At 73.9% G+C, this 26,161-nt stretch carries 22 protein-coding genes and 2 pseudogenes; 11 read left to right on the forward strand and 13 right to left on the reverse strand.

What is annotated here, in order from left to right; translation table 11 throughout:
* Positions 1 to 83 precede the first annotated feature (83 nt).
* Complete coding sequence (locus tag AB0M11_RS31880; protein WP_365711603.1) at positions 84 to 2,438, reverse strand: serine/threonine-protein kinase; 2,355 nt, start codon at positions 2,436 to 2,438, stop codon at positions 84 to 86.
* 199 nt (positions 2,439 to 2,637) lie between these two features.
* Positions 2,638 to 3,369 carry a VOC family protein gene (locus AB0M11_RS31885; protein ID WP_365711604.1) on the reverse strand — a complete coding sequence of 244 codons (732 nt, stop codon included), beginning with the start codon at positions 3,367 to 3,369 and terminating at the stop codon, positions 2,638 to 2,640.
* 168 nt (positions 3,370 to 3,537) lie between these two features.
* On the opposite strand from AB0M11_RS31885, the gene AB0M11_RS31890 reads away from it, so the two are divergent.
* Positions 3,538 to 4,185, forward strand: a complete 648-nt coding sequence (locus tag AB0M11_RS31890; protein ID WP_365711605.1) for a TetR family transcriptional regulator — start codon at positions 3,538 to 3,540, stop codon at positions 4,183 to 4,185.
* Between the two features lie 66 nt (positions 4,186 to 4,251).
* On the opposite strand, the pseudogene AB0M11_RS31895 reads toward AB0M11_RS31890, so the two are convergent.
* From AB0M11_RS31895 to AB0M11_RS31905, 3 genes and pseudogenes are all read right to left on the reverse strand, one after another.
* Positions 4,252 to 4,461 (reverse strand): annotated as a pseudogene (locus AB0M11_RS31895) (Lrp/AsnC ligand binding domain-containing protein); the annotation flags it as partial.
* 19 nt (positions 4,462 to 4,480) lie between these two features.
* Positions 4,481 to 4,945, reverse strand: coding sequence for a nitroreductase/quinone reductase family protein (locus AB0M11_RS31900; protein ID WP_365711606.1), 465 nt, complete (start codon positions 4,943 to 4,945; stop codon positions 4,481 to 4,483).
* Positions 4,942 to 6,129 (reverse strand): acyl-CoA dehydrogenase family protein, encoded by a 1,188-nt coding sequence (locus AB0M11_RS31905; RefSeq protein WP_365711607.1) that lies wholly within the window; start codon positions 6,127 to 6,129, stop codon positions 4,942 to 4,944. The genes AB0M11_RS31900 and AB0M11_RS31905 overlap by 4 nt, the downstream gene beginning before the upstream one ends.
* A 99-nt stretch (positions 6,130 to 6,228) precedes the next feature.
* Here AB0M11_RS31905 and AB0M11_RS31910 point away from each other — a divergent pair, with 99 nt between their 5' ends.
* Both AB0M11_RS31910 and AB0M11_RS31915 read left to right on the forward strand, forming a co-directional pair.
* Positions 6,229 to 7,404 carry an acetyl-CoA acetyltransferase gene (locus AB0M11_RS31910; RefSeq protein WP_365711608.1) on the forward strand — a complete coding sequence of 392 codons (1,176 nt, stop codon included), beginning with the start codon at positions 6,229 to 6,231 and terminating at the stop codon, positions 7,402 to 7,404.
* A 133-nt stretch (positions 7,405 to 7,537) separates the two neighbouring features.
* Positions 7,538 to 8,545 carry an expansin EXLX1 family cellulose-binding protein gene (locus tag AB0M11_RS31915; RefSeq protein ID WP_365711609.1) on the forward strand — a complete coding sequence of 336 codons (1,008 nt, stop codon included), beginning with the start codon at positions 7,538 to 7,540 and terminating at the stop codon, positions 8,543 to 8,545.
* Positions 8,546 to 8,663: 118 nt separating this feature from the next.
* Here AB0M11_RS31915 and AB0M11_RS31920 read toward each other — a convergent pair whose 3' ends face one another.
* Positions 8,664 to 9,128 carry a hypothetical protein gene (locus AB0M11_RS31920; RefSeq protein ID WP_365711610.1) on the reverse strand — a complete coding sequence of 155 codons (465 nt, stop codon included), beginning with the start codon at positions 9,126 to 9,128 and terminating at the stop codon, positions 8,664 to 8,666.
* 153 nt (positions 9,129 to 9,281) lie between these two features.
* Between AB0M11_RS31920 and AB0M11_RS31925 the strand changes: the two genes are divergently transcribed.
* The gene (locus tag AB0M11_RS31925; protein ID WP_365711611.1) at positions 9,282 to 9,953 is read left to right on the forward strand and encodes a pyridoxal 5'-phosphate synthase; all 672 of its coding nucleotides are present in this window, start codon (positions 9,282 to 9,284) and stop codon (positions 9,951 to 9,953) included.
* 160 nt (positions 9,954 to 10,113) lie between these two features.
* On the opposite strand, the pseudogene AB0M11_RS31930 reads toward AB0M11_RS31925, so the two are convergent.
* Both AB0M11_RS31930 and AB0M11_RS31935 read right to left on the reverse strand, forming a co-directional pair.
* Positions 10,114 to 10,320, reverse strand: a pseudogene (locus AB0M11_RS31930) (GNAT family protein); the annotation flags it as partial.
* Positions 10,321 to 10,418: 98 nt separating this feature from the next.
* Entirely contained in the window at positions 10,419 to 10,850 is a 432-nt protein-coding gene (locus tag AB0M11_RS31935) for a Zn-ribbon domain-containing OB-fold protein (protein ID WP_365711612.1), read from the reverse strand.
* 393 nt (positions 10,851 to 11,243) lie between these two features.
* On the opposite strand from AB0M11_RS31935, the gene AB0M11_RS31940 reads away from it, so the two are divergent.
* From AB0M11_RS31940 to AB0M11_RS31960, 5 genes are all read left to right on the forward strand, one after another.
* Complete coding sequence (locus AB0M11_RS31940) at positions 11,244 to 12,425, forward strand: NAD(P)/FAD-dependent oxidoreductase (RefSeq protein WP_365711613.1); 1,182 nt, start codon at positions 11,244 to 11,246, stop codon at positions 12,423 to 12,425.
* Between the two features lie 684 nt (positions 12,426 to 13,109).
* Positions 13,110 to 14,630 carry an FAD-dependent oxidoreductase gene (locus tag AB0M11_RS31945; protein WP_365711614.1) on the forward strand — a complete coding sequence of 507 codons (1,521 nt, stop codon included), beginning with the start codon at positions 13,110 to 13,112 and terminating at the stop codon, positions 14,628 to 14,630.
* Between the two features lie 116 nt (positions 14,631 to 14,746).
* Positions 14,747 to 16,984: an acetate--CoA ligase family protein gene (locus tag AB0M11_RS31950; RefSeq protein ID WP_365711615.1), complete on the forward strand. Its 2,238-nt coding sequence runs from the start codon at positions 14,747 to 14,749 to the stop codon at positions 16,982 to 16,984.
* The gene (locus AB0M11_RS31955; protein ID WP_365711616.1) at positions 16,984 to 17,832 is read left to right on the forward strand and encodes an enoyl-CoA hydratase-related protein; all 849 of its coding nucleotides are present in this window, start codon (positions 16,984 to 16,986) and stop codon (positions 17,830 to 17,832) included. The genes AB0M11_RS31950 and AB0M11_RS31955 overlap by 1 nt, the downstream gene beginning before the upstream one ends.
* A gap of 61 nt (positions 17,833 to 17,893) precedes the next feature.
* Complete coding sequence (locus AB0M11_RS31960) at positions 17,894 to 18,490, forward strand: flavin reductase family protein (protein ID WP_365711617.1); 597 nt, start codon at positions 17,894 to 17,896, stop codon at positions 18,488 to 18,490.
* Between the two features lie 22 nt (positions 18,491 to 18,512).
* Here AB0M11_RS31960 and AB0M11_RS31965 read toward each other — a convergent pair whose 3' ends face one another.
* The 3 genes from AB0M11_RS31965 to AB0M11_RS31975 all read right to left on the reverse strand — a co-directional run bounded on the left by AB0M11_RS31965 (position 18,513) and on the right by AB0M11_RS31975 (position 21,542).
* Positions 18,513 to 19,535 carry a catalase gene (locus tag AB0M11_RS31965; protein ID WP_365711618.1) on the reverse strand — a complete coding sequence of 341 codons (1,023 nt, stop codon included), beginning with the start codon at positions 19,533 to 19,535 and terminating at the stop codon, positions 18,513 to 18,515.
* A gap of 368 nt (positions 19,536 to 19,903) precedes the next feature.
* Positions 19,904 to 21,097, reverse strand: a complete 1,194-nt coding sequence (locus tag AB0M11_RS31970) for a helix-turn-helix domain-containing protein (RefSeq protein WP_365711619.1) — start codon at positions 21,095 to 21,097, stop codon at positions 19,904 to 19,906.
* A 160-nt stretch (positions 21,098 to 21,257) separates the two neighbouring features.
* Positions 21,258 to 21,542, reverse strand: coding sequence for a hypothetical protein (locus AB0M11_RS31975; RefSeq protein WP_365711620.1), 285 nt, complete (start codon positions 21,540 to 21,542; stop codon positions 21,258 to 21,260).
* Positions 21,543 to 21,703: 161 nt separating this feature from the next.
* Here AB0M11_RS31975 and AB0M11_RS31980 point away from each other — a divergent pair, with 161 nt between their 5' ends.
* On the forward strand, positions 21,704 to 22,255 hold the full coding sequence (locus AB0M11_RS31980; protein WP_365711621.1) for a DUF308 domain-containing protein: 552 nt from the start codon (positions 21,704 to 21,706) through the stop codon (positions 22,253 to 22,255).
* Here the strand turns inward: AB0M11_RS31980 and AB0M11_RS31985 are convergent.
* Both AB0M11_RS31985 and AB0M11_RS31990 read right to left on the reverse strand, forming a co-directional pair.
* Entirely contained in the window at positions 22,252 to 23,445 is a 1,194-nt protein-coding gene (locus AB0M11_RS31985) for a helix-turn-helix domain-containing protein (RefSeq protein ID WP_365711622.1), read from the reverse strand. The two genes, AB0M11_RS31980 and AB0M11_RS31985, sit on opposite strands and share 4 nt — an antisense overlap.
* 218 nt (positions 23,446 to 23,663) lie before the next feature.
* On the reverse strand, positions 23,664 to 24,986 hold the full coding sequence (locus AB0M11_RS31990; RefSeq protein WP_365711623.1) for an MFS transporter: 1,323 nt from the start codon (positions 24,984 to 24,986) through the stop codon (positions 23,664 to 23,666).
* A 70-nt stretch (positions 24,987 to 25,056) separates the two neighbouring features.
* On the opposite strand from AB0M11_RS31990, the gene AB0M11_RS31995 reads away from it, so the two are divergent.
* Positions 25,057 to 26,088, forward strand: a complete 1,032-nt coding sequence (locus AB0M11_RS31995; protein ID WP_365711624.1) for a helix-turn-helix domain-containing protein — start codon at positions 25,057 to 25,059, stop codon at positions 26,086 to 26,088.
* The last annotated feature ends 73 nt before the right edge of the window (positions 26,089 to 26,161 follow it).

The raw sequence follows: 26,161 nt of genomic DNA on the forward strand, positions 1-26,161 counted from the left end.
GTACGGCGAGTGGAACGCGACAGTCCAGATCCTGCCCCTGAACTGGGAACCCCGGAGTTCTTCCGCGTCGAGCTCCTTTACGCTCACGCGGTGCGTGCGGTACCGGTGCCCTTCTCGGCGTCCAGCGCGTACACGCACCGGTCCTTGCTGCACGCGTACACCACCCCGTCCTTCACCACCGGCGAGCCGGTGATCTCACCCCCGGTGGCCAGCTTCCAGCGCAGGCGGCCGTCGTCGGCCTTCAGGGTGTAGAGGAGGTGGTCGGTGGAGCCGAAGTGGATGCGGCCCTCGGCCACCGCCGGCGCGCCCACCACGTCGCCGCCCGCCTGGAACCGCCACTTGGGGGTGCCGGTGACCGCGTCCAGGGTGTAGAGCCCCTTGCCGCTGCCCACGTGGACATGGCCCGCCGCCACCAGCACCGGCTCGATCGACGCGCGGGCCTCCGTCGCGATGCGCCAGCGGTCGCGACCGTCGGTGGCGTCGAGGGCGTAGACGGTGCCGAGGTAGTCCGCGAGGTAGATGCCGCCACCGGTGACGGCGGGGCCGGGGACGTAGGTGGGCGGGGAGAGGAAGACCGCCGGCGCCTCGAAGTGCCAGCGCACGCGCCCGCTCGCGGTGTCGAGGGCGATGACGCGGGTGCCCGCGGAGGCGTACACGAAGCCGTCGTCGGCGTGGGTGAGGCGGACCGGGACGCCGCCGCAGGAGGCCGCGTCGCCGATGGGGTAGGACCAGCGTTCGTCGCCGGTACGGGCGTCGAGGGCCCTTAGCCGCGCGTCCTGCCAGACGTACACCGTGCCGTCGTGCAGGGAGGGGCCGGACTCGGGCGCCTCGAAGTCGGTCTGGGCGCCGGACAGCTCCCAGAGCTTCTGCCCGGTGGACGCCTCCCAGGCCTGGACGCCGCCGCCCCGGGTGCCGGTGACGAGGGTGCCGCGGTCGGCCTTGAGGGCGTACACCCAGGCGTCGGTGGACAGCCGCCACAGGTCGCCGCCCTCGCGGGCCTCCAGGGCGAACAGGGTGGGGCCGTCGGAGGCGTGGACACGGCCGTCCGCCACCGCCATGGACCAGGCGACGTCCCTCGTCTTGAAGCGGCGGCGGCCGGTCGCCACGTCGAGGGCGTGCACCTCGAAGGAGGTGACGTAGACGAGGTCGCCGTCGACCGCCGGGGTGCCCCAGACGTCGTTGGACATCCGGAACCGCCAGGGCCGCCAGCCGGACGCCGTCTCCGGGGGCAGCGCGGGCACCGGCGGCACGGCGGGGTCGGCGCCGTTGACACCGGGGTGCGGGCGGGACCAGCTGGCGACCAGGCCGGCCTCGGGCGGGGGCGCCTTCACGGCGGCGGCGCGGGCGTCGGCGACGCGCGGGCCGGGCCCGATCGGCACCTGGGCGCCGGCCAGCCGGACCGGGCCGGTGTCGGGGGCGGTGGAGGGGACGCCGACCGGGACCGGGGCCGGGACCGCGGGGTCGTAGGAGGGCGGCGGGGGTACCGCGAGGCGGCCGCCGCCGCGGGCGCCGGACGGGTTCGCGGAGGGCTTCACGGCGGGGCGGCCGCCGCGGCGGGACTCGATCAGCGCGACCGCCTTCTCGGGCAGCCACGCGGACGCCGTACCGCTGTCGTCGGAGCCGGAGCCGAACAGGTGGGGGGCGAGCTGGGCCTGGAGGTCGGCCGGGTTGGGGCGGGCGGCGGCCTCCATCTGCATGCAGGACTCGATGAGGGGGCGCAGTTCGTCCGGGAGGCCTTCGAGGTCGGGGCCCTCGCGCAGCAGCATGAAGACGGTCTCGACCGGGTTGGCGCCGTGGAAGGGCGGGTGGCCGGTGGCGGCGAAGACGAGCATGGAGCCCAGGGAGAAGACGTCGCTCGCGCCGGTGACGGACCGGGAGTCCTTCGCCTGCTCCGGTGACATGTAGGCGGGGGTGCCGACCGCGACGTTGGTCATCGTCAGCCGGGTGTTCGAGACACCGGAGGCGATGCCGAAGTCGATGACCCGGGGGCCGTCCTCGACGACGAGGACGTTGGAGGGCTTGAGGTCGCGGTGGACGAGTCCGGCGCCGTGGATCGACTGGAGCGCCTCGGCGACGCCCGCCGCGAGCCAGCGGACCGCCTGGGCCGGGAGCGGCCCGCAGTCGTTCACTATCTCCTCGAGGGAGGGCGCCGGCACGTACGCGGTCGCCAGCCACGGCACGGCGGCGCGCGGGTCGGCGTCGACGACGGCCGCCGTGTAGAAGCCGGAGACCGCGCGGGCCGCCTCCACCTCGCGGGTGAAGCGGACCCGGAACAGCTGGTCCTCGGCGAGCTCGGTCCGGACGGTCTTGATCGCCACGCGCCGGCCGGACGCCGAGCGCGCGAGATAGACCAGCCCCATACCGCCGGCCCCCAGCCGTCCCAGCACCTCGAACGGCCCGATCCGCCGCGGGTCGTGCTGCGTCAGCTGATCCACCACTTGCCTGCCACCTCCCCGTACGGGCCCCGTCCACCCACATATGTACGCGACCCCGTGCAGCGTCTCACCACCGCACCGCCGTGGCGGCACGCACCCCGATTCTTCCTGGCCCGAGCACAGGTTGCGAACCCGGTGATCAATCTGGATGTCTCACGACAAAGTAAGACATTTACCCGCCCAGAGTCGTACTTTTCCGGCCTCAGCGTTCCAGCAGCGCGAAGGACGCCCCTTGATTGTCGGTCACGACGGCGACTTTTCCGTACGACGTCTCGAAGGGCGGCGCCTGCACCCGGCCGCCCAACTGCCGCACGGCGCCGACCGCGGCCGTCACGTCCCCGGTGCGGAAGTGGACGACGAACTGGGACGGCATCCCCGCCGCGAACACCTCGGTCACGGGGGCGCGGCCGAAGTCCGGGTCGGCACCGGCGCCGAAGAGGGCGTCGGCGAAGAGGTGGCCGTAGAAGGCGTTGGCCGCGTCGATGTCGCTGGTGTAGAGCTGGGCCCAGGCGAAGCTGCCGGGGGCGTGCCGGACGCCGAAGCCGCGGTGGCTCGCGGCCTGCCAGAGGCCGAAGACGGCGCCCGTGGGGTCGGCGGCCAGCGCGGCGGTGCCGAGGTCGCGGACGGGCACCGGTGCGTTGACGATCTGCCCGCCCGCGGCGACGATCCGGCGGGCGAGGTCCCGGACGTCCGGGGCCGCGAAGTACACCGTCCAGACGGTGGGCATCCGGCCGTCCCGCTTCCGCGCCAGCCTGGCGACGCTCGCGCCGCCGAGCAAGGCCCACACGGCCCTGCCCTCGGCCCCTTCGGTGTCCTCGAAGGTCCACCCGAAGAGCCCGCCGTAGAACCGCTTGCCCGCCTCGACGTCGGGGAGCTGCGCGTCCAGCCAGCACGGGACGCCTTCCGGGTATCCGGATGCCCAGTTTTCGGCCATGTCGTCAAAGTAACCGCCCGGCCCGTACCGCGCAGACCAGCCGCACCCACCCGGAGTGACCGGCGCTTTCCCCGCCGCTCGCGCTCCGTACGGTCACTCCCTGCCCTCGCGCACCCCATTTGCAGTCGGCCGAATCGCGCTCCGATCACCCCTCGGTAAGCTGACGGCATGACAGGACAAGTGCGTACCGTCGACGGCCGCGTGGCCGGCCGGCGTGGGCAGGCGACCCGGCAGAAGCTGCTCGACTGCCTCAGCGAGATGCTCAGCTCCTCCCCTTACCGGGACGTCAAGGTCATCGATGTCGCCCGGAGAGCGGGTACTTCGCCCGCGACCTTCTACCAGTACTTCCCGGACGTCGAGGGCGCCGTCCTGGAGATCGCCGAGCAAATGGCCACCGAGGGAGGTCAGTTGACGGCGCTGCTGGCGGACCGCTCCTGGGTCGGCAAGGCCGGCTGGGCGACCGCGCAGGAACTCGTCGACGGTTTCCTGGAGTTCTGGCGGAAGAACGACGCGATTCTGCGCGTGGTCGACCTGGGCGCGGCCGAGGGGGACAAACGGTTCTACAAGATCCGTATGAAGATCCTGAACTCGGTGAACAACTCCCTGACCGACTCGATCACGGAGTTGCAGTCCAAGGGCAAGGTCGACAAGGACGTGAACCCGGCGGCCGTGGCCGGTTCGCTGGTCGCGATGCTCGCGGCGGTCGCCGCGCACCAGAAGGGTTTCCAGACCTGGGGCGTCAAGCAGGCCGAACTCAAGCCGAACCTCGCGTTGTTGGTGCATCTGGGCGTGACCGGGAAGAAACCCACGAAGTAGCCCGCGTCCTGGGTCCTGTCTGGCAGGCGGTGGTTCACACGGAGCGGTGGACCACCGCCTGTCGTGCTACGCCGGCAGCGGCCGGTCCCGGACCACGTGCTTCATCACCGGCGTCGAGGTGAGGCGCTGCACGCCCGGCAGGGTCGCGAGCCGTTCGTCGTAGAGCCGCTGGAAGGCACCGAGGTCGGCGGTCGCCACCCGCAGCAGGTGGTCGGGTTCGCCGAAGAGCCGCTGCGCGTCCAGCACCGGGGGGATGTCCACGAGCGCCCGCTCGAAGCCGGCCTGTGCCGGGGGGCTACGCCCTGGTGAGTCGGAAGATGCGGATCTCGCGGTCCACTCGCTCCTGGTAGGCGGCGTACGGCGGCCAGAACGCCAGCAGGTGCTGCCAGGCCTCCGCCCGCTCCGCCCCCTCCAGCAGCCGGGCGGTGACCGGGATGTCCCGTCCCTTCCAGCTGATCTCGGCGGCGGGATGCCCGAGGAGGTTGTACGTCCAGGCGGGATGACCGGTGCGCCCGAAGTTGGAGCCGATCAGCAGCCAGCCGTCCCCCTCCGGCATGCAGGCCAGCGGGGTACGGCGGGGCTGCCCGCTGCGCGCGCCGGTGGAGGTGAGGATCACCCCCGGCAGCATCTGGGCGCTCAGCAGCACCCGGCCGCCGCTGAGCCGGTGCACCGCCCGGTCCATGGCCGGGACCACGTGCGGGGCCACCTTGGCGAACCCCCGGGTCGCGGAGACCCTCTCCACCAGCCGTCGACCGATCACACCGCCACCTCTCGTCCCGCGAACAGCCCGGCCGCCTCGGCCGCGTACGCCCGCAACCGGTGCCCCGGCCCGAACAGCAGCTCGTCCCCGGCGGCCCGCTTGAAGTACAGATGCGCCTCGTGCTCCCAGGTGAAACCGATTCCGCCGTGCAACTGGATCCCCTCGCCCGCGGCGGTCCGCAGCGCCTCCAGCGCCTGCGCGAGGGCCAGCCCGCCCACCGGCTCCCCGTGCTCGGTCGCCCAGGCCGCGTAGTAGGCCGCCGACCGGGCCGCCCGCACCGCCACGTACACGTCGGCCAGCCGGTGCTTGACCGCCTGGAACGACCCGATCGGCCGCCCGAACTGCTCCCGCTGCCGCACGTACTCCACCGTCCGCTCCAACGCCCGGTCGGCGGCGCCCACGGCCTCGGCCGCGAGCACGGCGGCCACGAAGTCGCCGTGGGCGGCGAGGGCGGGACGGACGTCGGTCTCCTCGTCCGCGCCGAGCAGCTCCGCCCGCACGTCGCGCAGCTGCACAGCCGCCTGGCCGCGGGTGGCGTCGAGGCTGGTGCGCCGCGTGCGCACGAGCCCGGGGGCGTCCCCCGCCACCAGGAAGAGCAGGACCCGCGAGCGGGCGTACCCGCCGGTGTGCGCGGGCACGAGGAGCAGCCCGGCGCTGTGCCCGTCGAGCACCTGGTCGGCCTCCCCGTACAGCCGCCATCCGTCCGCCACGGGCCGCGCCTGGACGCCCCCGGCCCGCCCGCCGCCGGCCCAGTCGGTGCCACCGGCCCCGGTGAGCGCGAGGGCGGTGCCGAGGCCGGTGCCGGGCACGGCGAGGGCGGCGGTGAGGCGACCGTCGGCGATCCGCGGCAACAGGTCGGCGCGTTGCGCGTCGGTGCCGAGGGCGAGCAGCAGCGGGGCGGCGAGGACGGCGGTGGCGAGGAACGGGGCCGGGGCGAGGACGCGCCCCAGCTCCTCCGCCGCGAGGACGACGTCCGTGCGCGTGCAGCCGGCGCCGCCGTAGACCTCGGGGAACGCGAGGCCGGGCAGGCCGAGTTGTTCGCTCAGGACGGTCCACAGGCCGGGGTCGTACCCCTCCGCCCTGTCGACGGCGGACCGCACGTCCTCCGGACCGCAGCGTTTGTGGAGCAGTTCACGCAGGGCGCGCCGGATCTCGTCCTGCTCGTCGGTGAAGCGGGCGTCCATGACCGGACCTCCTGACGATCTGACGGCCCGTCATGCTAGGGGCGCCGGATGCAGATGCACAGGGGCGGAGTCCACCTGATCTGATGTACCGTCAGATTCATGACTGGACCCCGCAAGGTCGCCGTGGTCGGTGTGGCCCTCTCCGACTGCGGCCGGGTCGACGAGGCGACCCCCTACGCCCTGCACGCCCAGGCGGCCCGCCGCGCGCTGGCCGACGCGGGCCTCGGCCGGGAGGTGGTGGACGGCTTCGCCTCGGCGGGCCTCGGCACGCTGGCCCCGGTGGAGGTGGCCGAGTACCTGGGCCTCAGCCCCACCTGGGCGGACTCCACCTCCGTCGGCGGCTCCACCTGGGAGGTCATGGCGGCCCACGCGGCGGACGCGATCGCCGCCGGCCACGCCAACGCGGTCCTGCTGGTCTACGGCTCGACGGCCCGCGCCGACATCCGGGCGGGGCGGCGCACCGGGAACCTGTCCTTCGGCGCCCGGGGCCCGCTCCAGTTCGAGGTCCCCTACGGCCACACCCTCGTCGCCAAGTACGCGATGGCCGCCCGCCGCCACATGATCGAACACGGCACGACCGTCGAGCAGTTGGCCGAGGTCGCGGTCCAGGCACGGGCCAACGCGGCCCTGAACCCGGACGCGATGTTCCGCACCCCGATCACGGTGGACGAGGTCCTGTCCGGCCCGATGATCGCCGACCCCTTCACCAAACTGCACTGCTGCATCCGCTCGGACGGCGGAGCGGCCGTGCTGCTGGCGGCCGAGGAGTACGTGCGGGACTGCCGGACCGCCCCGGTGTGGGTCCTCGGCACGGGCGAGTGCCTCTCCCACGCCACCATGTCGGAGTGGCCGGACTTCACGGTCTCCCCGGCGGCGACGAGCGGACGGCTGGCCTTCCGCCGGGCCGGCGTCACGCCCTTGGACATCGACTTCGCCGAGATCTACGACGCCTTCACCTATATGACTCTCGTCACCCTGGAGGACCTGGGCTTCTGCGCGAAGGGCGAGGGCGGGGCGTTCGTGGAGAAGGGACGGCTGCTGGTGCGGGGAGGCGAGCTGCCGGTGAACACGGACGGGGGCGGCCTGTCCGCTCAACACCCGGGAATGAGGGGGCTGTTCCTGCTCGTGGAGGCGGTACGGCAGCTGCGCGGGGAGGCCGGGCGGCGGCAGGTGCGACGGGCGGACGGGGGGCTGCCGGAGCTGGGCGTGGCCTCGGGAACGGGCGGCTGGTTCTGCTCCTCGGGGACGGTGGTGCTGGGGCGGCGGCAGCCGTGAGGGCGGTTCCCCGCCGGGCGGCGGAAATTTTTTCCCGGACGACGGCAACCTCTTCCGCCCCGGCGGCCACTGTCGTACCGGAAGCTTCGATGTTCGAAGGACATGCACCGCCCCATCGCGTAAGGATCCGCCCGTGGCCTCCTCCTCACATCGCCGCCGCCCGCGGCCGAAGCCGGACCGGGACTTCGCCTGGCGCCCGGTCCGCGGCCCGCTGCTCGCGGTGGCCGCCGTCGCCGCCACAGCCCTGGTCGTGACCCTGGTCGTGGCCTTCCGCCCCGGCGCCGCGGCCGACACCGCCGCACAGGACCGCGCGGTGTCCGGGGCCGCGTCGCACGCCGTGACCGGCGGGACGGCGACGCCGAAGACCCCGTCGCCGACACCGTCCGCGACAGCCGACCCCACCCCCACGGCGGGCAGGCGGACCACCCCGTCGGCGTCCGCGTCGGCGACCCCGACCGCCACCCGGGCCGAGCGCGCGGCGAGCCGTACGTCCGGCGCCTCCTCGGCCACCACCACGGCCCCCGCGGCCGGCCGGATCCGCCCCGGCGCCACCTACCAGGGGGTCGCCACCTCCTACGACATCGGCGACGGCAACGGCGCCTGCTCCTTCGGCCCGACCTCCGACGTGATGACCGCGGCGATGAACACCGCGGACTACGAGACGGCGAAGGCCTGCGGTGCGTACGTCTCCGTGCGCGCGGCGAGCGGGACGGCCATCACCGTACGCATCACCAACGAGTGCCCGGCCCCCTGCGCGGTCGGCCAGCTCGACCTCAGCCACCAGGCGTTCGCGAAGCTGGCGCCGCTGTCGACGGGCCGCCTCGCGATCACCTGGAGCCTGCTGAGCCCGGCCACCTCCGACACGATCTCCATCCGCTACAAGACCGGCTCCAGCCAGTACTGGTGCGGCATCCAGGCGATCGGCCACCGCAACCCGGTGGCCCGTCTGGAGGTCCGCACCGGCGGCGGCTGGCTGGCGCTGACCCGCACCGGCTACAACTATTTCCTCTCCGAGCACGGCACCGGCTGCGGCAGCGGGATCCGCCTCACCGACATCTACGGCGAACAACTCACCGTACCGGCCCTCCCGATCCGCCCGGACGTGGTGCAGCGAACGTCAGTCCAGTTCACCCGGCACTGACGGAACGCGCCCCGAAGAAAAGCGCCCCGAAGGGGCGCGGGGAACCGCGCGACCAGCCACGACGCCGCCGCGGACGACGGACGGCAGAAGGCACCCCACGGCGCCCCCAGCGAAGCGGTCACCGCACGGGCACGATCCGGTGGCCCCGGCGCGGCTCGGGGCCGTCGAGCAGGACGACGCCGATGTGCTGACGGCCGCGCACCCACGCCAGGGGTGTCAGGACCAACCCGGCGAGGGCGACGATCACGCCGACCGGGAAGAGGACCGGCAGGGGCTGCCCCGCGGGCAGGGCCCTGCCGCCCTCGTGGACGGCGTAGCCGAGGGCGACGACGGCCACGAGGAGCGAGGCGACCGCCACGGCCGCCCAGACGTTGCGCACCCGCCGGGTGCGCGCGTGGTCGGCGACCTCGGCGAGGACGGCCGCCGTGCAGACGGGACACTCCAGCTCGACCCGGTCCCGGCCCTCGGCCGGCCGCACCAGCCGGAAGTCGCGGGCGGCCCAGGTGACGGCCCGTGTCCTGCGCCGTCCCGCCTCGCCGCTTACGTGGCGTACCGCCACTTTCACGGTCTTCGGTCCCCTCATGCCGGACAGTCTGCGGCCGGGGCACAGGCGTTCGCAGGGGTTTGCACTGTTGTGCCCCCCGGGCCTGGCCGTGCGGACCACCGGGACCGCACGAGACAGCTGATGACACGGCTGATGACACGGCCGCGGGCGGCACGGAGTGATACTCGGCACATGGCAGCAACGGATCTCCACGCGCTCCTGAGGTCGCTCCGCATCTGGCCCCCCGAGGCCACGGAGCTACGGCCCTTCGACCCCGGGTCGGCGCCCGACGCCCCGCTCCCCCTGTTCACCGCGTGGTTCGCCGACGCGGTGGCGGCCGGGCAGCCGGAGCCGCACACCGTGTCGCTGGCGACGTCGGACGACGAGGGCCGGGCGGACGTACGGATCGTGATGCTGCACGGTGCCGACGCGCACGGCTGGTCCTTCGCCTCCCACCTGACCAGCCGCAAGGGACACCAGCTGAGCGCCCGCCCGTACGCCGCCCTGGTCTTCTACTGGCCGGTGCTGGGCCGCCAGGTCCGGCTCCGCGGCCCCGTCACCGCGGCCCCCTCGGCCGAGAGCCAGGCGGACCTGCACGCCCGCTCGACCGGCGCCCTGGCCGCCGCGCTCACCGGCCGTCAGAGCGCCCCGCTGTCCTCGCTGGACGAGTTGCGGAAGGAGTCGGAAGCGGCCTGGCAACGCGCCCGCACCGACCCCGCCGCCCCCTCCCCGACCTGGACCCTCTACCACCTGCGCCCCGAGGAGGCGGAGTTCTTCCAGGGCGACCCGGACCGCCGGCACGTCCGGCTCCGCTACGAAGCGGACGGCGACGGCGGCTGGCACAGGCACCTCCTGTGGCCGTGACCGGGCTTCCGCACGGCGCCGTACCCGCGAAGTCGTACACCGCCCAGTCGGCCACCGGCCAGTCGGACACCGGCCGGTAGCCGATGCGCCGGCAGAGGGTGACGGCGGTTCCGGGAGTCATGGTCGATGGTCCCTTCGCCCGGCCTGCTTCGCACGTGCATCAGCCCCGCGCCAGGGCCGGAGCGAGGTCCGGGCTCGGGTCGGTGGCCAGGCGGGCGTGCAGGTGTATGTCGCGGAAGGCGTCCAGCCGGCCGGCCTCGGACATCGCCCCGCGCAGCGTCCCCTCGTAGGCGAACCCGCATGTCCCGGCTATGCGGCAGGACGCGTCGTGGCCGAGGGCATGCCCGAGCTCAAGCCGGTGCAGCCCCCGTGCGCGGACTGCTCGTCGGTGAGATCCATGGGGTCATTCACACGCGGGCGCCGGGCGGGTCCCCAGCGGGTTTCCCGCAGGGCAACCGGCCTGGCTCAGTGCACCGGCACCGGGCGGAACACCGGTGCGCCCTCGCGGAAGGCGAGTTCCAGGGGCAGGCCGGCGCGCAGCGACCGCGGGTCGGTGGTGAGCAGTTCCGTCATCATGCGGGGGCCCTCGGCGAGGTCGACGACGGCGGCCACGTACGGGACGCGGTCGCCGAAGGGCGCGAGGTCGTTGCGGTGGACGACGGACCAGGTGTAGAGGGTGGCGTGGCCGGTCGCCCGCTCCCAGGTGACGTCCTCGCTCCAGCAGTGCGGGCAGAACTCCCGGGGGTAGTGGTGGGCCCGGCCGCAGGAGCCGCAGCGGCGCAGCAGAAGCCGGCCCTCGGCCGCGGCCTCCCAGTAAGGGCGGGTGAAGGCGTCCGGTTCGGGGCGGTCGTGTCGCGGGGAGCCGCCACGCGTGTCGTCGGAACTCGTCGCGTCCATGAATATGACGGTACGTCAGATCCGAAGCGCGGCCCAGTCCCCGATGGGCAGAACCCGCGCGTTCCCGGTGCCCCTGCGGGTCTCCCGTATGCCCCCGGGGAATTGTTGACGATTTCGCCGGACCGGGACCAGGGCCACGGCGCCAACACCGGCCCAGGCGATTTCACCGCCCGCGCGGAAGTAAGAAATTCTCACCGCCGAGAGGGCACTCCCGAAGCCGCGACAGCCTCCCCTTTTGCAGGCGCGCCCGCACCGGATTCGGGCCCTTTTCCGGCAGACGAGGTGGGCTACGTCACAAGTCCCACCCACTTCTCCTACGGGTGTGATCAATCCGCAACCAATTCCGGTCTTGACCGAGACCCATCAACGTAGAGCGTGATTACGCTCGCGCTCATGGCCGTGTTCTCCCCCACCGTCTCGCCCGTCTACGTCATCGGCGCCGGCCCCGGAGGGCTCGCCGCCGCGTACGCGCTGCGGGCCCGGGGCATCCGCGCCGTGATCCTGGAGAAGTCGGACGACGTCGGCGCGTCCTGGCGCCGTCACTACGACCGTCTCCACCTGCACACCACCCGGCGCCTGTCCGCGCTCCCCGGGCTGCCCATGCCGCGCCGCTTCGGCCGCTGGGTCTCCCGCGACGACGTGGTGCGCTATCTGGAGAAGTACGCCGAGCACCACGAGCTGGAGATCGTCACCGGCGTCGAGGTTTCCCGCGTGGAACGCGCGCCGGACGGCGAGGGCTGGCTGCTGCACGCCTCCGGCGGGCGGGAGCTGACCGGCTCGGCGGTGGTGGTCGCCACCGGCTTCAACCACACCCCGCGCATCCCCGACTGGCCGGGCCGGGACGGCTTCCGCGGCGAGTTCCTGCACGCCGGCGCGTACCGCAACGCCGAGCCGTTCGCCGGGCGGGACGTCCTCGTGGTCGGCGTCGGCAACACCGGCGCCGAGATCGCCGTCGACCTGACCGAGGGCGGCGCCTCCCGGGTGCGGCTGGCCGTCCGCACGGTCCCGCACATCGTGCGCCGCTCCACCGCCGGGTGGGCCGCCCAGTACAACTCCATCCTGGTACGGCGGCTCCCGACCGCCCTCGTCGACCGGCTGGCCCGCACCATGGCCAAGGTCAGCGTCCCGGACCTCACCGCGCACGGCCTGCCCCGCCCCGACAGCGGCCTCTACAGCAGGGTGAAGCAGGGCGCCATCCCGGTCCTGGACGTCGGCCTCATCGAGGCGGTGCGCCGGGGGAAGGTCGAGATCGTGGCCGCCGTCGACGGCTTCGAGGACCGCGAGGTCGTCCTCGCCGACGGCACCCGCGTCTCCCCCGACGCGGTGATCGCCGCGACCGGATACGTCCGCGCCCTGGAGGACCTGGTCGGCCACCTCGACGTCCTCGACGACCGAGGCCGCCCGGTCTCCCACGGCCCCCGCGCCCCGAAGAACGCGCCCGGCCTCTACTTCACCGGTTACACCAACCCCATCAGCGGCAACATCCGGGAGATGGCCATCGACGCGGAGAAGATCGCGAAGGCGGTCGCCAGGACAGCCGCGAAACGAACCGCCGAACGGCAACCGACGGCGTAGGCGCACGGCCACCGCCGCCGAACGGCAACCGACGGCGTAGGCGCACGGCCACCGCCGCCGAACGGCAACCGACGGCGTAGGCGCACGGCCACCGCCGCCGCACCGCACAGCCACACACGGCGTACGCCGCACGACACCGACGGCGTAGGCCGCACGACCACGGCGCCGAGCACCGCACAGCCGCACACGACGCAAGCCGCACGACGGCCGACAGCCGACAGCCGAACGGCCACAGACCACGCATGCCGCACGACCACCGACGTCGAGCACCCCACAGCCGCACATGGCGCACGCCGCACGACAGCCGACGGCCGAATGGCCACACACGGCGCAAGCCGCACGACAGCCGACGGCCGAACGGCCACACACGGCGCACGCCGCACGACCGCGCCGCACGCGCAGCCACAGACGGGGTGCGCCGCACGACCGCGCCGCACGCGCAGCCACACACGGCGCACGCCGCACGACCGCGCCGCACGCGCAGCCACAGACGGTGTGCGCCGAGCCGTCGCGGGCGGTGCAGATAGCCTCAACCCTCCTCCGCAGCAACCCCGTTGCCCATGTGACGCAGGCGACGGGAGCTGTTTGTTACCGGCGGTAGCATCGCGCCCGCGTGCGGGACCAGAATGTGAGCCCTGCTCAACTTTCCGGCTCCACCCCTCGCGCTCAGCACGGAGGACGCACGTGGCTCGTGAAAGACAGCTCTCCCCCCGGACCTCCCCGCGGCTCTCCCGCCGTTCCCTTCTCGGCGGTGCCGCCGCCGGGGCCGCCGGCCTCTCCGCGGTCTCCGTGGCCGCCGCCGGCCCCGCCTCGGCGGCCGCCTCCCGGACCGTGGACGTCGCGATCGTGGGCGGCGGCATCGCCGGCCTCACCGCGGCCCGCGACCTGGTGGCGGGCGGCAAGACCGTGGCGGTCCTGGAGGCCCGGAACCGGGTCGGCGGCCGGGTGGTGAACCTGCAGCTGGCCAACGGGGGTGTCACCGAGGGCGGCGGCGAGTTCATCGGCCCCACCCAGAACCGCATCAAGGCCCTCGCCGACTCCCTCGGCGTGGCCACCTTCACCACGTACAACACGGGCAAGAACCTGCTCTACAAGGACGGCAAGCGCACCCCGTACGACACCAGCGGCCTGCTCGGCTCGGTCCCGCCGGTGGACGCGGCCGGCCTGGCCAACGCGGCGATCGTGCAGTCCGAGCTGGACAGCATGGCCGCCCAGGTCCCGGTGGACGCGCCCTGGACCGCAGCCAAGGCCGCCGAGTGGGACAAGCAGACCTTCGAGAGCTGGCTGAACGCCCACGCGATCGTGCCCTCCGCCAAGTTCCTGCTGGACCTGGCCTGTACGTCGATCTTCTCCGCCCAGCCCCGCGAACTCTCCCTGCTCTACGTCCTGTTCTACATCGCCGCGGCCGGCGACGAGTCGCACGCCGGCACCCTGGAACGCCTCACCGACACGGCCGGCGGCGCCCAGGAGTCCCGCTTCGTCGGCGGCTCCCAGCAGGTCCCGATCAAGCTCGCCGCGACCCTCGGCGACCGGGTGGTGCTGAGCGCGCCGGTCCGGTCGATCGCCAGGTCCGGGAGCGCGTACGTCGTCACGGCCGACGGCATCACCGTGAACGCCACCCGGGTCGTCGTCGCCCTGCCGCCGCCGCTGGCCGCCCGCATCACGTACGACCCCCTTCTCCCCGCCGCCCGCGACCAGCTCACCCAGCGGATGCCGATGGGCTCGATCGGGAAGGCGATCGCCGTCTACGACACCCCGTTCTGGCGGGCCGACGGCCTCAACGGCCAGGCCGTCAGCGACTCCGGCGTGGTCCGCTCCACCTTCGACAACTCCCCGCCGGACGGCTCCTACGGCGCCCTGATGGGCTTCATCGAGGCCGACGAGATGCGCGCGTACGACGCGGCGAGCGAGGCCGACGTCAGGACCGCCGTGCTGGCCGACTACGCCAACTACTTCGGGGACAAGGCCGCATCCCCCACTTCCTTCGTGCTCCAGCGCTGGGACAATGAGGGCTTCTCGCGGGGCGGCCCGGTGGCCTACGCGCCGCCCGGCGTGCTGACCGAGTACGGGGCCGCGCTGCGCGAGCCGGCGGGCGGGATCCACTGGGCCGGGACCGAGACGTCGACGTTCTGGACCGGGTACATGGACGGGGCGGTACGGTCGGGCGAGCGGGCGGCGCGGGAGGTACTGGCCGCCCTCGGCTGAGCGGAGACCGCTTCGGCCCTCAACTTTGCGTGCAGACCGGTTCCTGACGCAGTGTCAGTTCAGTAATCTGACACTGCGTCAGTTTATTGGGCTGTCACACAGGAGCGGGCGGAACGATGCTTGGATCAACCCACGGCACCCTCACCACCGACTCCCGCCGGGCCCGGGTCATCGCCTGCGGTGAGCAGCGTCCCGGGCCCGCCGTCCACGGCCGTGCGGCCGACTCGGGCGACGCGGACGTGCTGGACGTCAGCGGACGGCCGCTGTACGCGGACGTACCGGATCTGGACAGGTTCTTCCGCCCCGAGTCCGTCGCCGTGGTCGGCGCCTCGGACGCCGAGGGGCGGCCCAACACCGGCATCACCCGGCAGCTGCTCGACTGGGCCGGGCGGGTCGGGGCCCGGGTGCACCCGGTGCATCCCACCCGGCCGTCGGTCTTCGGCATCCCCTGCGTGCCCTCCGTCGCCGACCTGCCCGAGCAGGTCGATCTCGCCGTGCTGCTGGTCGCCGACCCGCTGCCGGTGATCGAGGAACTGTCCGAGGCGAAGGTGAGGTTCGCGGTCGCCTTCGCCTCCGGGTTCGCGGAGACCGGCGAGGAGGGCGCGGCCGCCCAGACCCGCCTCGCGGCGGCCGTACGGCGCTCCGGGCTCCGGTTGCTCGGCCCGAACACCAACCTCAACGCCTTCGAGCGCTTCCGCGACGACCTGGACGGCCCGGCGATCGCGCTGATCACCCAGTCCGGCCACCAGGGCCGCCCGGTCTTCGCCGCCCAGGAGCTGGGCATCCGCCTCTCTCACTGGGCGCCGACCGGCAACGAGGCCGACCTGGAGACGGCCGACTTCATCTCCTACTTCGCCGAGCGCCCCGAGGTCGGCGCCATCGCCGCCTACGTCGAGGGCCTCAAGGACGGCCGCGCCTTCCTGCTCGCCGCCGACCGGGCAGCCCGCCGCCGGGTGCCGGTGGTCGCCGTGAAGGTCGGCCGTACCGAGGCCGGCGCCCGCACCGCCGCCTCCCACACCGGCAAGCTGACCGGCGCGGACGACGTGGTCGACGCGGCGTTGCGCCAGTACGGGGTGATCCGCGTCGACGGCCTCGACGAACTCCAGGACACCGCCGCCCTGCTGGCCCGCGCCCGGCCGCCGCGCGCCGACGGGGTGGTCGTCTACTCGATCTCGGGCGGCACCGGCGCGCACGTCGCCGACCTGGCCGCCGGGCTGGGCCTGAAGCTGCCGGTCCTGTCCGAGGCCCGGCAGGCCGAGCTGCACCAGTGGATACCGCGGTACCTGAGCGTGGCCAACCCGGTGGACAACGGCGGCCACCCGGTGGGCGACTGGCGCGGCCGGAAGATCATCGACGCGATCCTCGCCGACCCGGAGGTCGGTGTGCTCATCTGCCCGATCACCGGCCCCTTCCCGCCGCTCAGCGACAAGCTGGTCCAGGACCTGGTCGACGCGGCCGCGGCGAGCGACAAACTGGTCTGCGTGGTGTGGGGCTCCCCGGTCGGCACCGAGGCCGCCTACCGCGACGTCCTGCTCGGCTCCTCCCGGGTGGCCACCTTCCGCACGGTCGGCAACTGCCTCACCGCCGTCCGCGCCTACCTCGACCACCACCGCTTCGTGAGCGACTACCGCTCCCCCTTCGACGACGCCCCGCGCACCCCCTCCCCCTCCTACCGCAAGGCGCTCGCGCTGATGCGGCCGGGCCAGCAGCTGAGCGAGCACGCGGCGAAGCAGCTGCTGCGCGCGTACGGCATCCGGGTGCCGCGCGAGCAGCTGGTGACCAGCGCGGCGGCGGCCGTGCGCGCGGCCGGGCTGGTCGGCTACCCGGTGGTGATGAAGGCGTCCGGCGGGCAGATCGCCCACAAGACCGAGCTGGGCCTGGTGAAGATCGGCCTGACCTCGGCCAGCCAGGTCCGGGACGCGTACCGCGATCTGACCGACATCGCCCGCTACGAGGGGGTCGCGCTGGACGGCGTACTGGTCTGCCAGATGGTGGAGCGGGGCGTGGAGATGGTCGTCGGCGTCACCCACGACGACCTGTTCGGGCCGACGGTGACGGTGGGGCTCGGCGGGGTCCTGGTGGAGGTGCTGCACGACGCCGCCGTGCGGGTGCCGCCGTTCGGCGAGGACCAGGCCCGGGACATGCTCGCGGAGCTGCGCGGGCGGGCCCTGCTGGACGGGGTGCGGGGCCGGCCGCCGGCCGACCTGGACGCGCTCGTCGAGGTGATCCTGCGGGTCCAGCGGATGGCCCTGGAACTGGGCGACCAGCTCGCCGAGCTGGACATCAACCCGCTGATGGTGCTGGAGCAGGGCCAGGGCGCGGTGGCGCTGGACGCGCTGGCGGTGTGCCGCTGATGGACACCGTCCGGTACGTGACCGCGGAGCGGGTCGCCCACCTCACCCTCGACCGCCCCGAGGCCCTCAACGCCCTCACCCCCGGCCAGCGCGACCAGGTCATCGATCTCCTCGCCACGGCCTCCGCCGACCCCGGCATCGGCGCGGTGATCCTGACCGGCACCGGCCGCGGCTTCTGCGCGGGCGCGGACCTGCGCGGTGGCGGTGGTGGCGCCGGCGGCGGGTCTGGCGACGTGGGGGGAGAGGGGGCCGGCAATGGCGGCGCCGGCGGTGGCGGCGAGCGTGTGCCCGGTGACGTGGCCCGCACCATCCGGCTCGGCGCGCAGCGCCTGATCGCCGCGGTCCTCGACTGCGAGAAGCCGGTGATCGCGGCCGTCAACGGCACCGCCGCCGGCCTCGGCGTCCACCTCGCGCTCGCCTGCGACCTGGTCCTGGCCGCCGAATCGGCCCGCTTCATCGAGGTGTTCGCGCGCCGCGGCCTGGTCCCCGACGGCGGCGGCGCCTACCTCCTCCCCCGCCTGATCGGCCCGCACCGCGCCAAGGAGCTGATGTTCTTCGGCGACGCGCTCTCCGCGCCGGAGGCCGAACGCCTCGGCCTGGTCAACCGGGTCGTGCCGGACGAGGAGCTGGCAAAGACGGCACGGGACTGGGCGGTCCGCCTGGCCACCGGCCCGACCCGCGCCCTCGCCCTGACCAAGCAGCTGGTCAACGCGTCCCTGGACACCGACCGGGCGACCGCCTTCGCCGCCGAGGCCGCCGCCCAGGAGATCAACATGACGACCCGGGACGCGCAGGACGGCGTACGGGCCTTCGTGGAGCGCAGGAGCCCCGATTTCCAGGGCCGCTGACATCGATCCCGGGTCCCTGCCCCTTCCCATCTGACGCCCCGTCACCTTCAATGGAGAGGTGATGGGACACGCAGGGGCGGCCGCGGCCGCCGTCCGTTATCTGAGGTCGGTGCCCGCGGCGGGCCCCGTGGAGGCGCTGCCGCGCCCTGAGTTGCGGTGCGTGCGGGCGGACGAGCGGGCGCCGGTCGACCAGACGGAGTTCCGGCGCGTGCTCGGGAACTTCGCGACCGGGGTGACCGTGATCACCGCACCGGCCGCCGAGGGCGAGTCCTCCCCCGCCGGTTTCGCCTGCCAGTCCTTCTCCTCCCTCTCCCTCGACCCGCCGCTGGTCTGCTTCATGGTCGGCCGCACGTCGGCCACCTGGCCGCGCATCGCCCGCGCCGGCGTCTTCTGCGTCAACGTCCTCGGCGCCGGCCAGGGCGAGCTGTGCCGCGCCTTCGCGGTGAGCGGCACGGACAAGTTCGCGGGCGTGCCGTACGACGCGGCCCCGGCCTCCGGCTCCCCCCGGCTGACCGGCGCCGCCGCCTGGATCGACTGCACGATCCACGCGGTCCACACGGGCGGCGACCACCTGATCGTGGTCGGCCGGGTGACCGCGCTGGGGACGGGCGAGGCCCCGGAAGAACCGCTGCTGTTCCACCGGGGCCGGTTCCGCTGAGCCTCCTCCCGCGTGCGAGCGGCTACCCCGCCTGCCATTCCCGGGCGCTGGCCGCGTAGACCGGGCGGCGGGCCCGGTTGAGGTTGCCGAGCGGCCGGAACTCCGCCGGGGCGTGCCAGGGGCTGAAGGCGAGGGCGTCGACGCGGTCGCGGGTGGCCCGGCCCGCCGCGCCGAGCAGGTCCTGCGCCGGGATGGTCAGCGTGGCCACGCCGAGCCAGGGCGAGTCCTCCTCCCGCCACTCCACCGCGCCGTCCTCGATCGGGGTGAGCCGCTCGTCCACGAACTTCTGGACGTGCAGGGCGAACCGGACCGGGGCGCCGCTCAGCCCGGCTGCGAAGCGGGTCCGCAGGCCGTCGGCCGGATCCGCCTGCGGCGCGGCGGCCGGGGCCGGACCGCCGAGGGGGCTGAGCCGGAACCGTACCGGACCCGCGTCGCCCCACAGGACGGCCCCGCGGCTCCAGTACGACTCCTGTTCCAGGCCGGCCGACGGGCGGTTGGCCTTCCTCAGGTTGCCGAGGATGCGCGCGGTCTCCGACGGGCCGAACCTCAGCAGCATGCGGGGCAGCACCAGCGGCCGGGGTCCGGCGCCGATCCTGGCGATCTCGACGAACTGGGTGGCGTCGCGGGCGTGGGAGACCGGGTAGCTGGTCATGAGCAGGTCGTGCTCCCCGCCGTCGGGCAGCCCGATCTTCAGGGCCGCGCCACGGAGATCCGGGCTGCTGTCGGCGCGGACGGCGCCGCTCGCGTTGGACAGCCGGACGGTGACCGGGAACCGGGCGCCGGGGGTGAAGTCCCCGGCGCACAGCGCGGCGGGCAGGTCGTCCCGGAAGACGAGTTCGGCGTTGTCCACACCGACGACGATCTTGGCGTGGAAGGTGCGGTGGGAGACCGGCGAACCGGATCTGCGCCGGTTCGCCCGCTGCACGCCCACGATGACGTCGGCGAGGTCCCGGAAGTGCCGCTCCTCGGCCTCGGGTGAGCCGCCGTGGTAGATCTCGCGCCAGTCGGGCCGGGGGTCGGGCGGGGAGCCCTGGTTCTCTGTCACCACGCGTTGTCCTCTGCTGCGAAGGGGCCGGTCATATCGGTGTTCCTGTCGTATCGGCCGGTCGGGCGAGCCGGGCGTCGTGCGTGGTACCGGGCCGCCCCGTGCTCCTACCCGAGCGGCGTCATCCACAGGCCGTGGATCAGGACGATCGGGTCCGGGGCCGTCGGCATACCCGCATCTCCTCCATCGCGGTCAGGGTGCCGGCAGGGCGGGAATCTTGCCGGACCCTGCCGCCGCTCAGCGTGGCACCTGCCTCGTTGTGCACGGGGACAAGAAGCCCGGCCGCCGTTGGGCACCATGACGGCGCCTGGACCCCAGGAGAGCTCCCGGAAGGACGCGGGGCCGGGCGGTGCGGGCAGGCAGCCCGGTCACGCGGGGCGAGGCGTGGTGCGCGTCCCCGTCGTCTCCGCCCGGACGACCGCCAGCCGGGCCAGCTCCCGGTGGGCGTGCCGGTCGAGATCGAGGCCGGACAGCTTCTCGATCCGGTTGATCCGGTAGAGCAGGGTGTTGCGGTGGGCCGGGAGGGCCGCCGCGGCCGCCGTCCGGTTGAAACCGTGCGCGACCAGGCACATCAGTGTCTGCGACAGCGTTCCGGAGGGGTCCTCGGCATCGAGCCGGCCCAGTACGCGCCGCATGACGCCGTCGGCGAGCCGGGGGGAGTTCGCGAGCATGACCTCCGTCAGGAAGTCGTCGAGGCGGATCCGCCCCCGGCGCCCCGCCCTGCTCCCCAGGGTGACCAGGTCGTGCAGGGTGCCGACCGTTTCCGCCAGTGCCGCCCGGCCGGTGGCCGACTCGGCGGCGAGGACCAGCGCGCTGTCGGCGAGGAAGTCCGTCCAGTCGAACCCCGGCCGGGTCAGGCCGGCCACCCGGTGCCCCTCCGCGCAGGCCAGCGCCCCCGCGGTCCGCAGCCGCGCCGCGAGGCCCGCGTGGGCGGCGGCCGAACCGCCGTCGAGCGTCGTCACGAAAGGACAGTACGGGCCGGCGAGATCGAAGCCCAGCCGTTCCGCGCGGTCCAGGTCCTCGACGGTCGTCGCCGACCCGGCGCAGATCCGGGCGAACAGCGCCGACGCACGGGAGTTGCCGTCGGCGGACGGCAGCTCCCGCTGGTCGGCGAACGCCCGCCGCACGGTGGTCAGGGCGATGTCCAGGAACGCCCACGCCACGTCCAGCTGGGGCATCAGCCACACCCGGTCCTCGGCCGGGCTGAGCTCCAGCAGCGCGCTGCACACCGCGCGGGCCGCCCCGGAGCAGGCGCGGAACGCGTCCTCGGCGAGGAGGCCGTGCCTGGCCGCCGCGCGGGCCGCCTCGTAGAGTTCGGACAGCGTGTCCCCGGCAGGTTCCTGCCCGGTCAGCAGCCAGTTCCTGATCAGTTCGACGCTGCGGCTGATCAGGTCCTCGCGGGACCCGGCCGGGCGGCCGGGCCCGGGTATCCGGCCGGCCGGCACTTCCCCCAGGCCGCGGGCGAGCTGCTGCGCCATCAGGTCGGGGTCCAGACCTCGGAGTACACCGCGCAGCCGGCCGGCCGCCGCGGAGCAGGCGTCGGCGCGGGGCGTGGCGTACATGCGCGTCACCTTCCGGAGGGCTCGATGCGGTCCGGTGTGCCCCGGCTCGCGTGATGGCCTGTGCGGCCGGGCTCTGGGTGCACCGTCGGCACCGGTGGTCAGCGGCCCTGCTCCCGCCGAGGGTGCGCGTCCGGCGGCGGGAGCAGGAGGCGCCACGCGTTCAGCACCCCCTGACGAACGCCACGGCGGAGGCCGGCAGCAGCAGACGGAGGCCTCCTCCGTGGCCGAAGGCCGGCAGGACCCCGGCCGCCACGAACAGCAGCATGACGACCACGTCGGTGTCCCGGCGGTCGAAGACGTCGGTCAGCCGCCCGTCGTCGACGGCCGACTCGCGCTTGTTCCGCCCGATGGCCGGCAGGCTCAGGCAGGCGCCGATCCCCAGGGCGACGAGCTCGGCGCCCGGCACCCGGCCGGGCCGGCCGGGTGCGAGCAGGACGGTGGCCATCAGGCCCGACCGGCCTCCCGCGCGGATCGAGCTCGGACACAACCCCCCCTCCAGTACTGACGTTCTGCCGTCATTCAACGCCCTGCCGCCTTGTGCCCGGGCACGAATACCCGCCCGGATTTTGGAAGACCGCCCACCGGGCACGCCCATAGCTTCGCCGCATGCACAAGAGCCCCCTGGCCCGCCTGGGCCGTTCCTGGACATGGCACCTGCTCTTCGGGCTGGTCTCGATCGGCTCCGGCGTCATCGCCGTGGCCTGGCCCGGCCCGACACTGGTGGTGCTCGCGGTCGTCGTCGGCGTACAGCTCGTCGCCACCGGGGTGTTCCGCCTGGTGGGATCGGTGGGCCTGGGCGCAGGGGACACCGCCCGCGCCCTGACGGGAGTTCTCGGCGTGGTCAGTCTGCTGCTCGGGCTGTACAGCCTGCGGCACGTGCTGATCACGGTGCTCGCGCTTGGGCTGCTGCTCGGCGTCTACTGGGTGGTCGACGGTTTCACGGCCGTGTTCGTGGCGCTTGACCGTCCTGGTCTGCCCGGACGCGGCTGGAACGTCTTCATCGGCCTGCTCGGTGTCCTCGCCGGCCTGACGCTGCTGGCCTGGCCACAGCTGTCGCTGCTGACGCTGGCGTTCCTGGCCGGCCTCTGGATGATCATGCTCGGCGCCATGCAGCTGGGCCTGGCCCGCCGACTGCGGGACACCGTACGGCCGGCCTAGTGCCCCGAGCCGGAGGGTCGCAGGTCCGGGCCGAGGGTCTCCCAGGTGGCCGCGAGCAGTACGAGGGTGCGGTCCCGCTGCTCCCGGAGAGACAGGCCGGTCAGCTTCTCGATCCGGCCCACCCGGTACAGCAGGGTGTTGCGGTGCACCGGCAGCGCGGCCGCGGCCGCCGTGCTGTCGAAACCGTGGGCGGCGAGGCAGCGCAGGGTGGCCGCCAGGTCCACGGCGTCGGCACGCTCCAGCGGCCCGAAGACCCGCCGGACCATCCGGTCGGCGGTGTCCGGGGCGTCGGCGAGCAGGAGTTCGGGCAGGTAGTCGTCGGACCGCACCCGGCCCCGGCGCCCGGACCGGGCCCCGACGGCGATCAGCGCACGCAGCCCGTCGGCCGCTGCCCCGAGCCGGTCGCGGGCCGGCGGCTCGTCCTCTGCCAGCAGCAGCCGCGGGTCTTCGAGGAACGCCGCCCAGCCGAATCCCGCCGGGGTCAGCCCGGTGACCCGCAGCCCCTCGGTGAAGGCCAGCGCCCCCGCCGCACGCAGCCGGAACGCGAGATCGGCGTGCGCGGCGACCGAGGCCCCGGCGAGCTGCGCGGTGAACGGCCGGTACGGCTCCACCAGGTCGAATCCGAGCCGGGCGGCCCGGTCCCGGTCCTCGATCGTGACGGGCAGCCGGGCGCACAGCCGGTCGAACAGGGTACGGGCGCGCCGGTCACCGGCCGTGGACGGCGCGTCCTCCTGGTCCGCGTAGGCCCGCGCGAACACCTCCACGACCAGGTCGAGGTAGTCCTCCAGGCAGCTCCAGACGGTCTCCGACCGAGCGAGCAGCACCGCCCGGTCGGCGTCCGACGCCAGTTCCAGCAGGGCCTCCCAGAGCATGCGCGCACCGCGGCGGTAGACCAGGATGCTGCCCTCGATCGGCTGCCCGGACATCGCTCGGGCGCGCAGGAACTCGTGGAGCTCGGACCGGAGGTAGTCGTCCGGAGGCAGGCCGTCGACCAGCCAGCGCAGGACGAGGTCGACGTTCCAGCGCACCACCGCGGCCCGGTCGACCGGCCACTGGAAGTCGGTGTAGGCGGGGAGCCGGGCGAAACCCGCCACCATCCTGCGCACCACGACGCCCACGTCGAAACGCTGCAGAACACCCCGCAGGTCTCCGTCGGCGTTGCCCGCGCCGGCCGGCCGATGCACGTTCACGCGGCGATCCTTCCACAACGGCGCCCGGCACCCGACCCGCCGCCAAAGCGCGGGACCGGACCGGGGCCGATCGGGGTCGGCGCACTCCGCTGCGGTGCGCAACGCGGCCCCGAAGGGGCGCCGGCGCCCCCGGCCGAGGGCCGGGGGAAGAACTGCGCGACCCGCCACGACACCACCGCCGTCGGCAGACGGCCCACGCGGCACTCCCGGCGGAGCGTCTACGCCGCCACGGCACCGAGTCCCGCCGCCGGGGCCACCGGCCGTCGCCGGATCAGCAGGGCCATCAGGGCCGCCGCCGCGCACAGGGTGCCGGAGGCGTACCAGACCATGTCGTAGCTGCCGAAGGCGTCGCGGGCGACGCCGCCCAGCCAGGCGACAAGGGCCGCGCCGACCTGGTGGGAGGCGAGGACCCAGCCGAAGACGATGGCGCTGTCGTCGCCGTACCGCTCCCGGCACAGGGCCAGCGTGGGCGGGACGGTGGCGACCCAGTCGAGGCCGTAGAAGATGATGAAGAAGATCATCGAGGGGCGGACCGACGGGCCGAGGAGCATCGGCAGGAACAGCAGCGAGATCCCGCGCAGCGCGTAGTAGACGGCGAGCAGGCGGCGCGGTTCGAAGCGGTCGGTGAACCAGCCGGAGGCGATGGTGCCGACGACGTCGAAGACGCCGATGACCGCGAGCAGCGAGGCCGCCGCCGTCACGGGCAGACCGTGGTCGTGGGCCGCGGGCACGAAGTGGGTCTGCACCAGGCCGTTGGTGGACGCCCCGCAGATCGCGAAGGTGCCGGCGAGCAGCCAGAAGGGGCCGGTGCGGACGGCGGAGAACAGCACGCCGAGGGTCCTGCGCGCCGCCCCGGTCACCGGCGCCGGCTTCGGCACGAACTCGGCGGCGCCGTACGGCGTGAGGCCCACGTCGGCCGGGTGGTCGCGCAGCAGCAGCCAGACGAAGGGGACGACCGCGAGGGCGGCGAGGGCGACGGTGACGGCGGCCGGACGCCAGTCGTACGTCTCGACCATCCAGGACAGCAGCGGCAGGAAGATCAGCTGGCCCGAGGCGGAGGCGGCGGTCAGGATGCCGCTGACCAGGCCGCGCCGGGTGGTGAACCAGCGGTTGGTGACGGTGGCCGCGAAGGCGAGGGCCATCGAACCGGAGCCGAGGCCGACCAGCAGGCCCCAGCAGAGCATCAGCTGCCAGGCCGCCGTCATCCAGACGGTCAGGCCCGAGCCGACCGCGATGACGGTCAGGGCGACGGCCACCACCCGCCGGATGCCGAAACGGTCCATCAGGGCGGCGGCGAAGGGCGCGGTGAGCCCGTACAGCGCGAGGTTGACGGAGACGGCCGCGCCGATCGTGCCGCGCGACCAGCCGAACTCCGTGTGCAGCGGGTCGATGAGGAGGCCGGGCAGGGAACGGAAGGCGGCCGCGCCGATGATCGTGACGAAGGTGACGGCGGCGACGAACCAGGCACGGTGGATCCGCGGTGGGCGGGTCGGCTTCGAGTCCTCGGCGAGGGCGGCTGCGGCTGCGCTTGTCTGGGTCACGCCACAAATATCCGGCCACCGGGCCCCGCCATCGAGTGGCCCGGAGGACAGCATTCGCTAGGATCGGGCCATGCGCAGCAGCGACCCCGGCTTCCGCCCGCACCGTGTCGTCGTCCTCGCCCTGGACGGCCTGCTCCCCTTCGAGCTGGGCATCCCGCACCGAATCTTCGGCCGCCCCAAGGACGCCCGGGGCCGCCATCTCTACGAGGTCGTGACCTGCTCGGTCCGTCCGCCGGGCCCGGTGGACACCGACGCCGACTTCGCGATCCACGTGCCGAACGGCCCGGAGACGCTGGCCACCGCCGACACGGTGATCATCCCGGCCTCCTACGAGCTGGGCCCGGTCTTCGAGGAGGGCGTCCTCACCCCCGAGCTGGCCGCCGCCCTCGCCCACATCCGCCCCGGCACCCGGCTCGCCTCCATCTGCACCGGCGTCTACGTCCTGGCCGCCGCGGGCTACCTGGACGGCCGCCCGGCCACCACGCACTGGGCCGAGGCGGACCACCTCCAGAAGCTGTTCCCGCAGCTGAAGGTGGACGCGAACGTCCTCTTCATCGACGACGGCGACATCCTCACCTCCGCCGGGGTGGCCGCCGGCATCGACCTGTGCCTGCACATGGTCCGCCGCGACCACGGCACGGCCGTCGCCAACGAGGTGGCCCGCCGTACGGTCGTCCCCCCGCACCGCGACGGCGGCCAGGCCCAGTACATCCACCGCCCGGTCCCCGACCCGCAGGTCGCCACCACCACCGCGGCCCGCGCCTGGGCCCTGGGCCGCCTCCACGAGCCGATCCAGCTGCGCGACATGGCCGAGCAGGAGGCCATGTCGGTACGGACCTTCACCCGCCGGTTCCGCGAGGAGACCGGCGTCAGCCCCGGCCAGTGGCTCACCCAGCAGCGCGTCGAACGCGCCCGCCACCTCCTGGAGTCCACCGGCCTCTCCGTCGACCAGGTGGCCCGCGACGCCGGCTTCGGCACCGCCCAGTCCATGCGCCAGCACCTGCAGGCAGCCCTCGGCGTCACCCCGACCGCCTACCGCCGCACCTTCCGCACCGGCACGAGCGACACCGACCGCCCCAGCGCCGTCGGCGCCCCGGGCTGACCTCCCGACCCGCCGCACCTCGCCCCGCCGGCCGACCGCGGTGAGCACCGGCGCGGGTTCTCCCCGGGCCGCG

The sequence above is a fragment of the Streptomyces sp. NPDC051987 genome (assembly GCF_040680735.1).
In the GTDB taxonomy this organism is placed as follows: domain Bacteria; phylum Actinomycetota; class Actinomycetes; order Streptomycetales; family Streptomycetaceae; genus Streptomyces.

Excerpts from the sequence above, each read along its gene's own strand:
- AB0M11_RS31950 (WP_365711615.1), top strand. The coding sequence starts at position 14,747 with ATGCTTGGATCAACCCACGGCACCCTCACCACCGACTCCCGCCGGGCC.
- AB0M11_RS31970 (WP_365711619.1), bottom strand. The coding sequence starts at position 21,097 with ATGTACGCCACGCCCCGCGCCGACGCCTGCTCCGCGGCGGCCGGCCGG.
- AB0M11_RS31925 (WP_365711611.1), top strand. The coding sequence starts at position 9,282 with ATGGCAGCAACGGATCTCCACGCGCTCCTGAGGTCGCTCCGCATCTGG.
- AB0M11_RS31890 (WP_365711605.1), top strand. The coding sequence starts at position 3,538 with ATGACAGGACAAGTGCGTACCGTCGACGGCCGCGTGGCCGGCCGGCGT.
- AB0M11_RS31955 (WP_365711616.1), top strand. The coding sequence starts at position 16,984 with ATGGACACCGTCCGGTACGTGACCGCGGAGCGGGTCGCCCACCTCACC.
- AB0M11_RS31980 (WP_365711621.1), top strand. The coding sequence starts at position 21,704 with ATGCACAAGAGCCCCCTGGCCCGCCTGGGCCGTTCCTGGACATGGCAC.
- AB0M11_RS31910 (WP_365711608.1), top strand. The coding sequence starts at position 6,229 with ATGACTGGACCCCGCAAGGTCGCCGTGGTCGGTGTGGCCCTCTCCGAC.
- AB0M11_RS31905 (WP_365711607.1), bottom strand. The coding sequence starts at position 6,129 with ATGGACGCCCGCTTCACCGACGAGCAGGACGAGATCCGGCGCGCCCTG.
- AB0M11_RS31975 (WP_365711620.1), bottom strand. The coding sequence starts at position 21,542 with ATGGCCACCGTCCTGCTCGCACCCGGCCGGCCCGGCCGGGTGCCGGGC.
- AB0M11_RS31940 (WP_365711613.1), top strand. The coding sequence starts at position 11,244 with ATGGCCGTGTTCTCCCCCACCGTCTCGCCCGTCTACGTCATCGGCGCC.
- AB0M11_RS31960 (WP_365711617.1), top strand. The coding sequence starts at position 17,894 with ATGGGACACGCAGGGGCGGCCGCGGCCGCCGTCCGTTATCTGAGGTCG.
- AB0M11_RS31920 (WP_365711610.1), bottom strand. The coding sequence starts at position 9,128 with ATGAGGGGACCGAAGACCGTGAAAGTGGCGGTACGCCACGTAAGCGGC.
- AB0M11_RS31885 (WP_365711604.1), bottom strand. The coding sequence starts at position 3,369 with ATGGCCGAAAACTGGGCATCCGGATACCCGGAAGGCGTCCCGTGCTGG.
- AB0M11_RS31995 (WP_365711624.1), top strand. The coding sequence starts at position 25,057 with ATGCGCAGCAGCGACCCCGGCTTCCGCCCGCACCGTGTCGTCGTCCTC.
- AB0M11_RS31935 (WP_365711612.1), bottom strand. The coding sequence starts at position 10,850 with ATGGACGCGACGAGTTCCGACGACACGCGTGGCGGCTCCCCGCGACAC.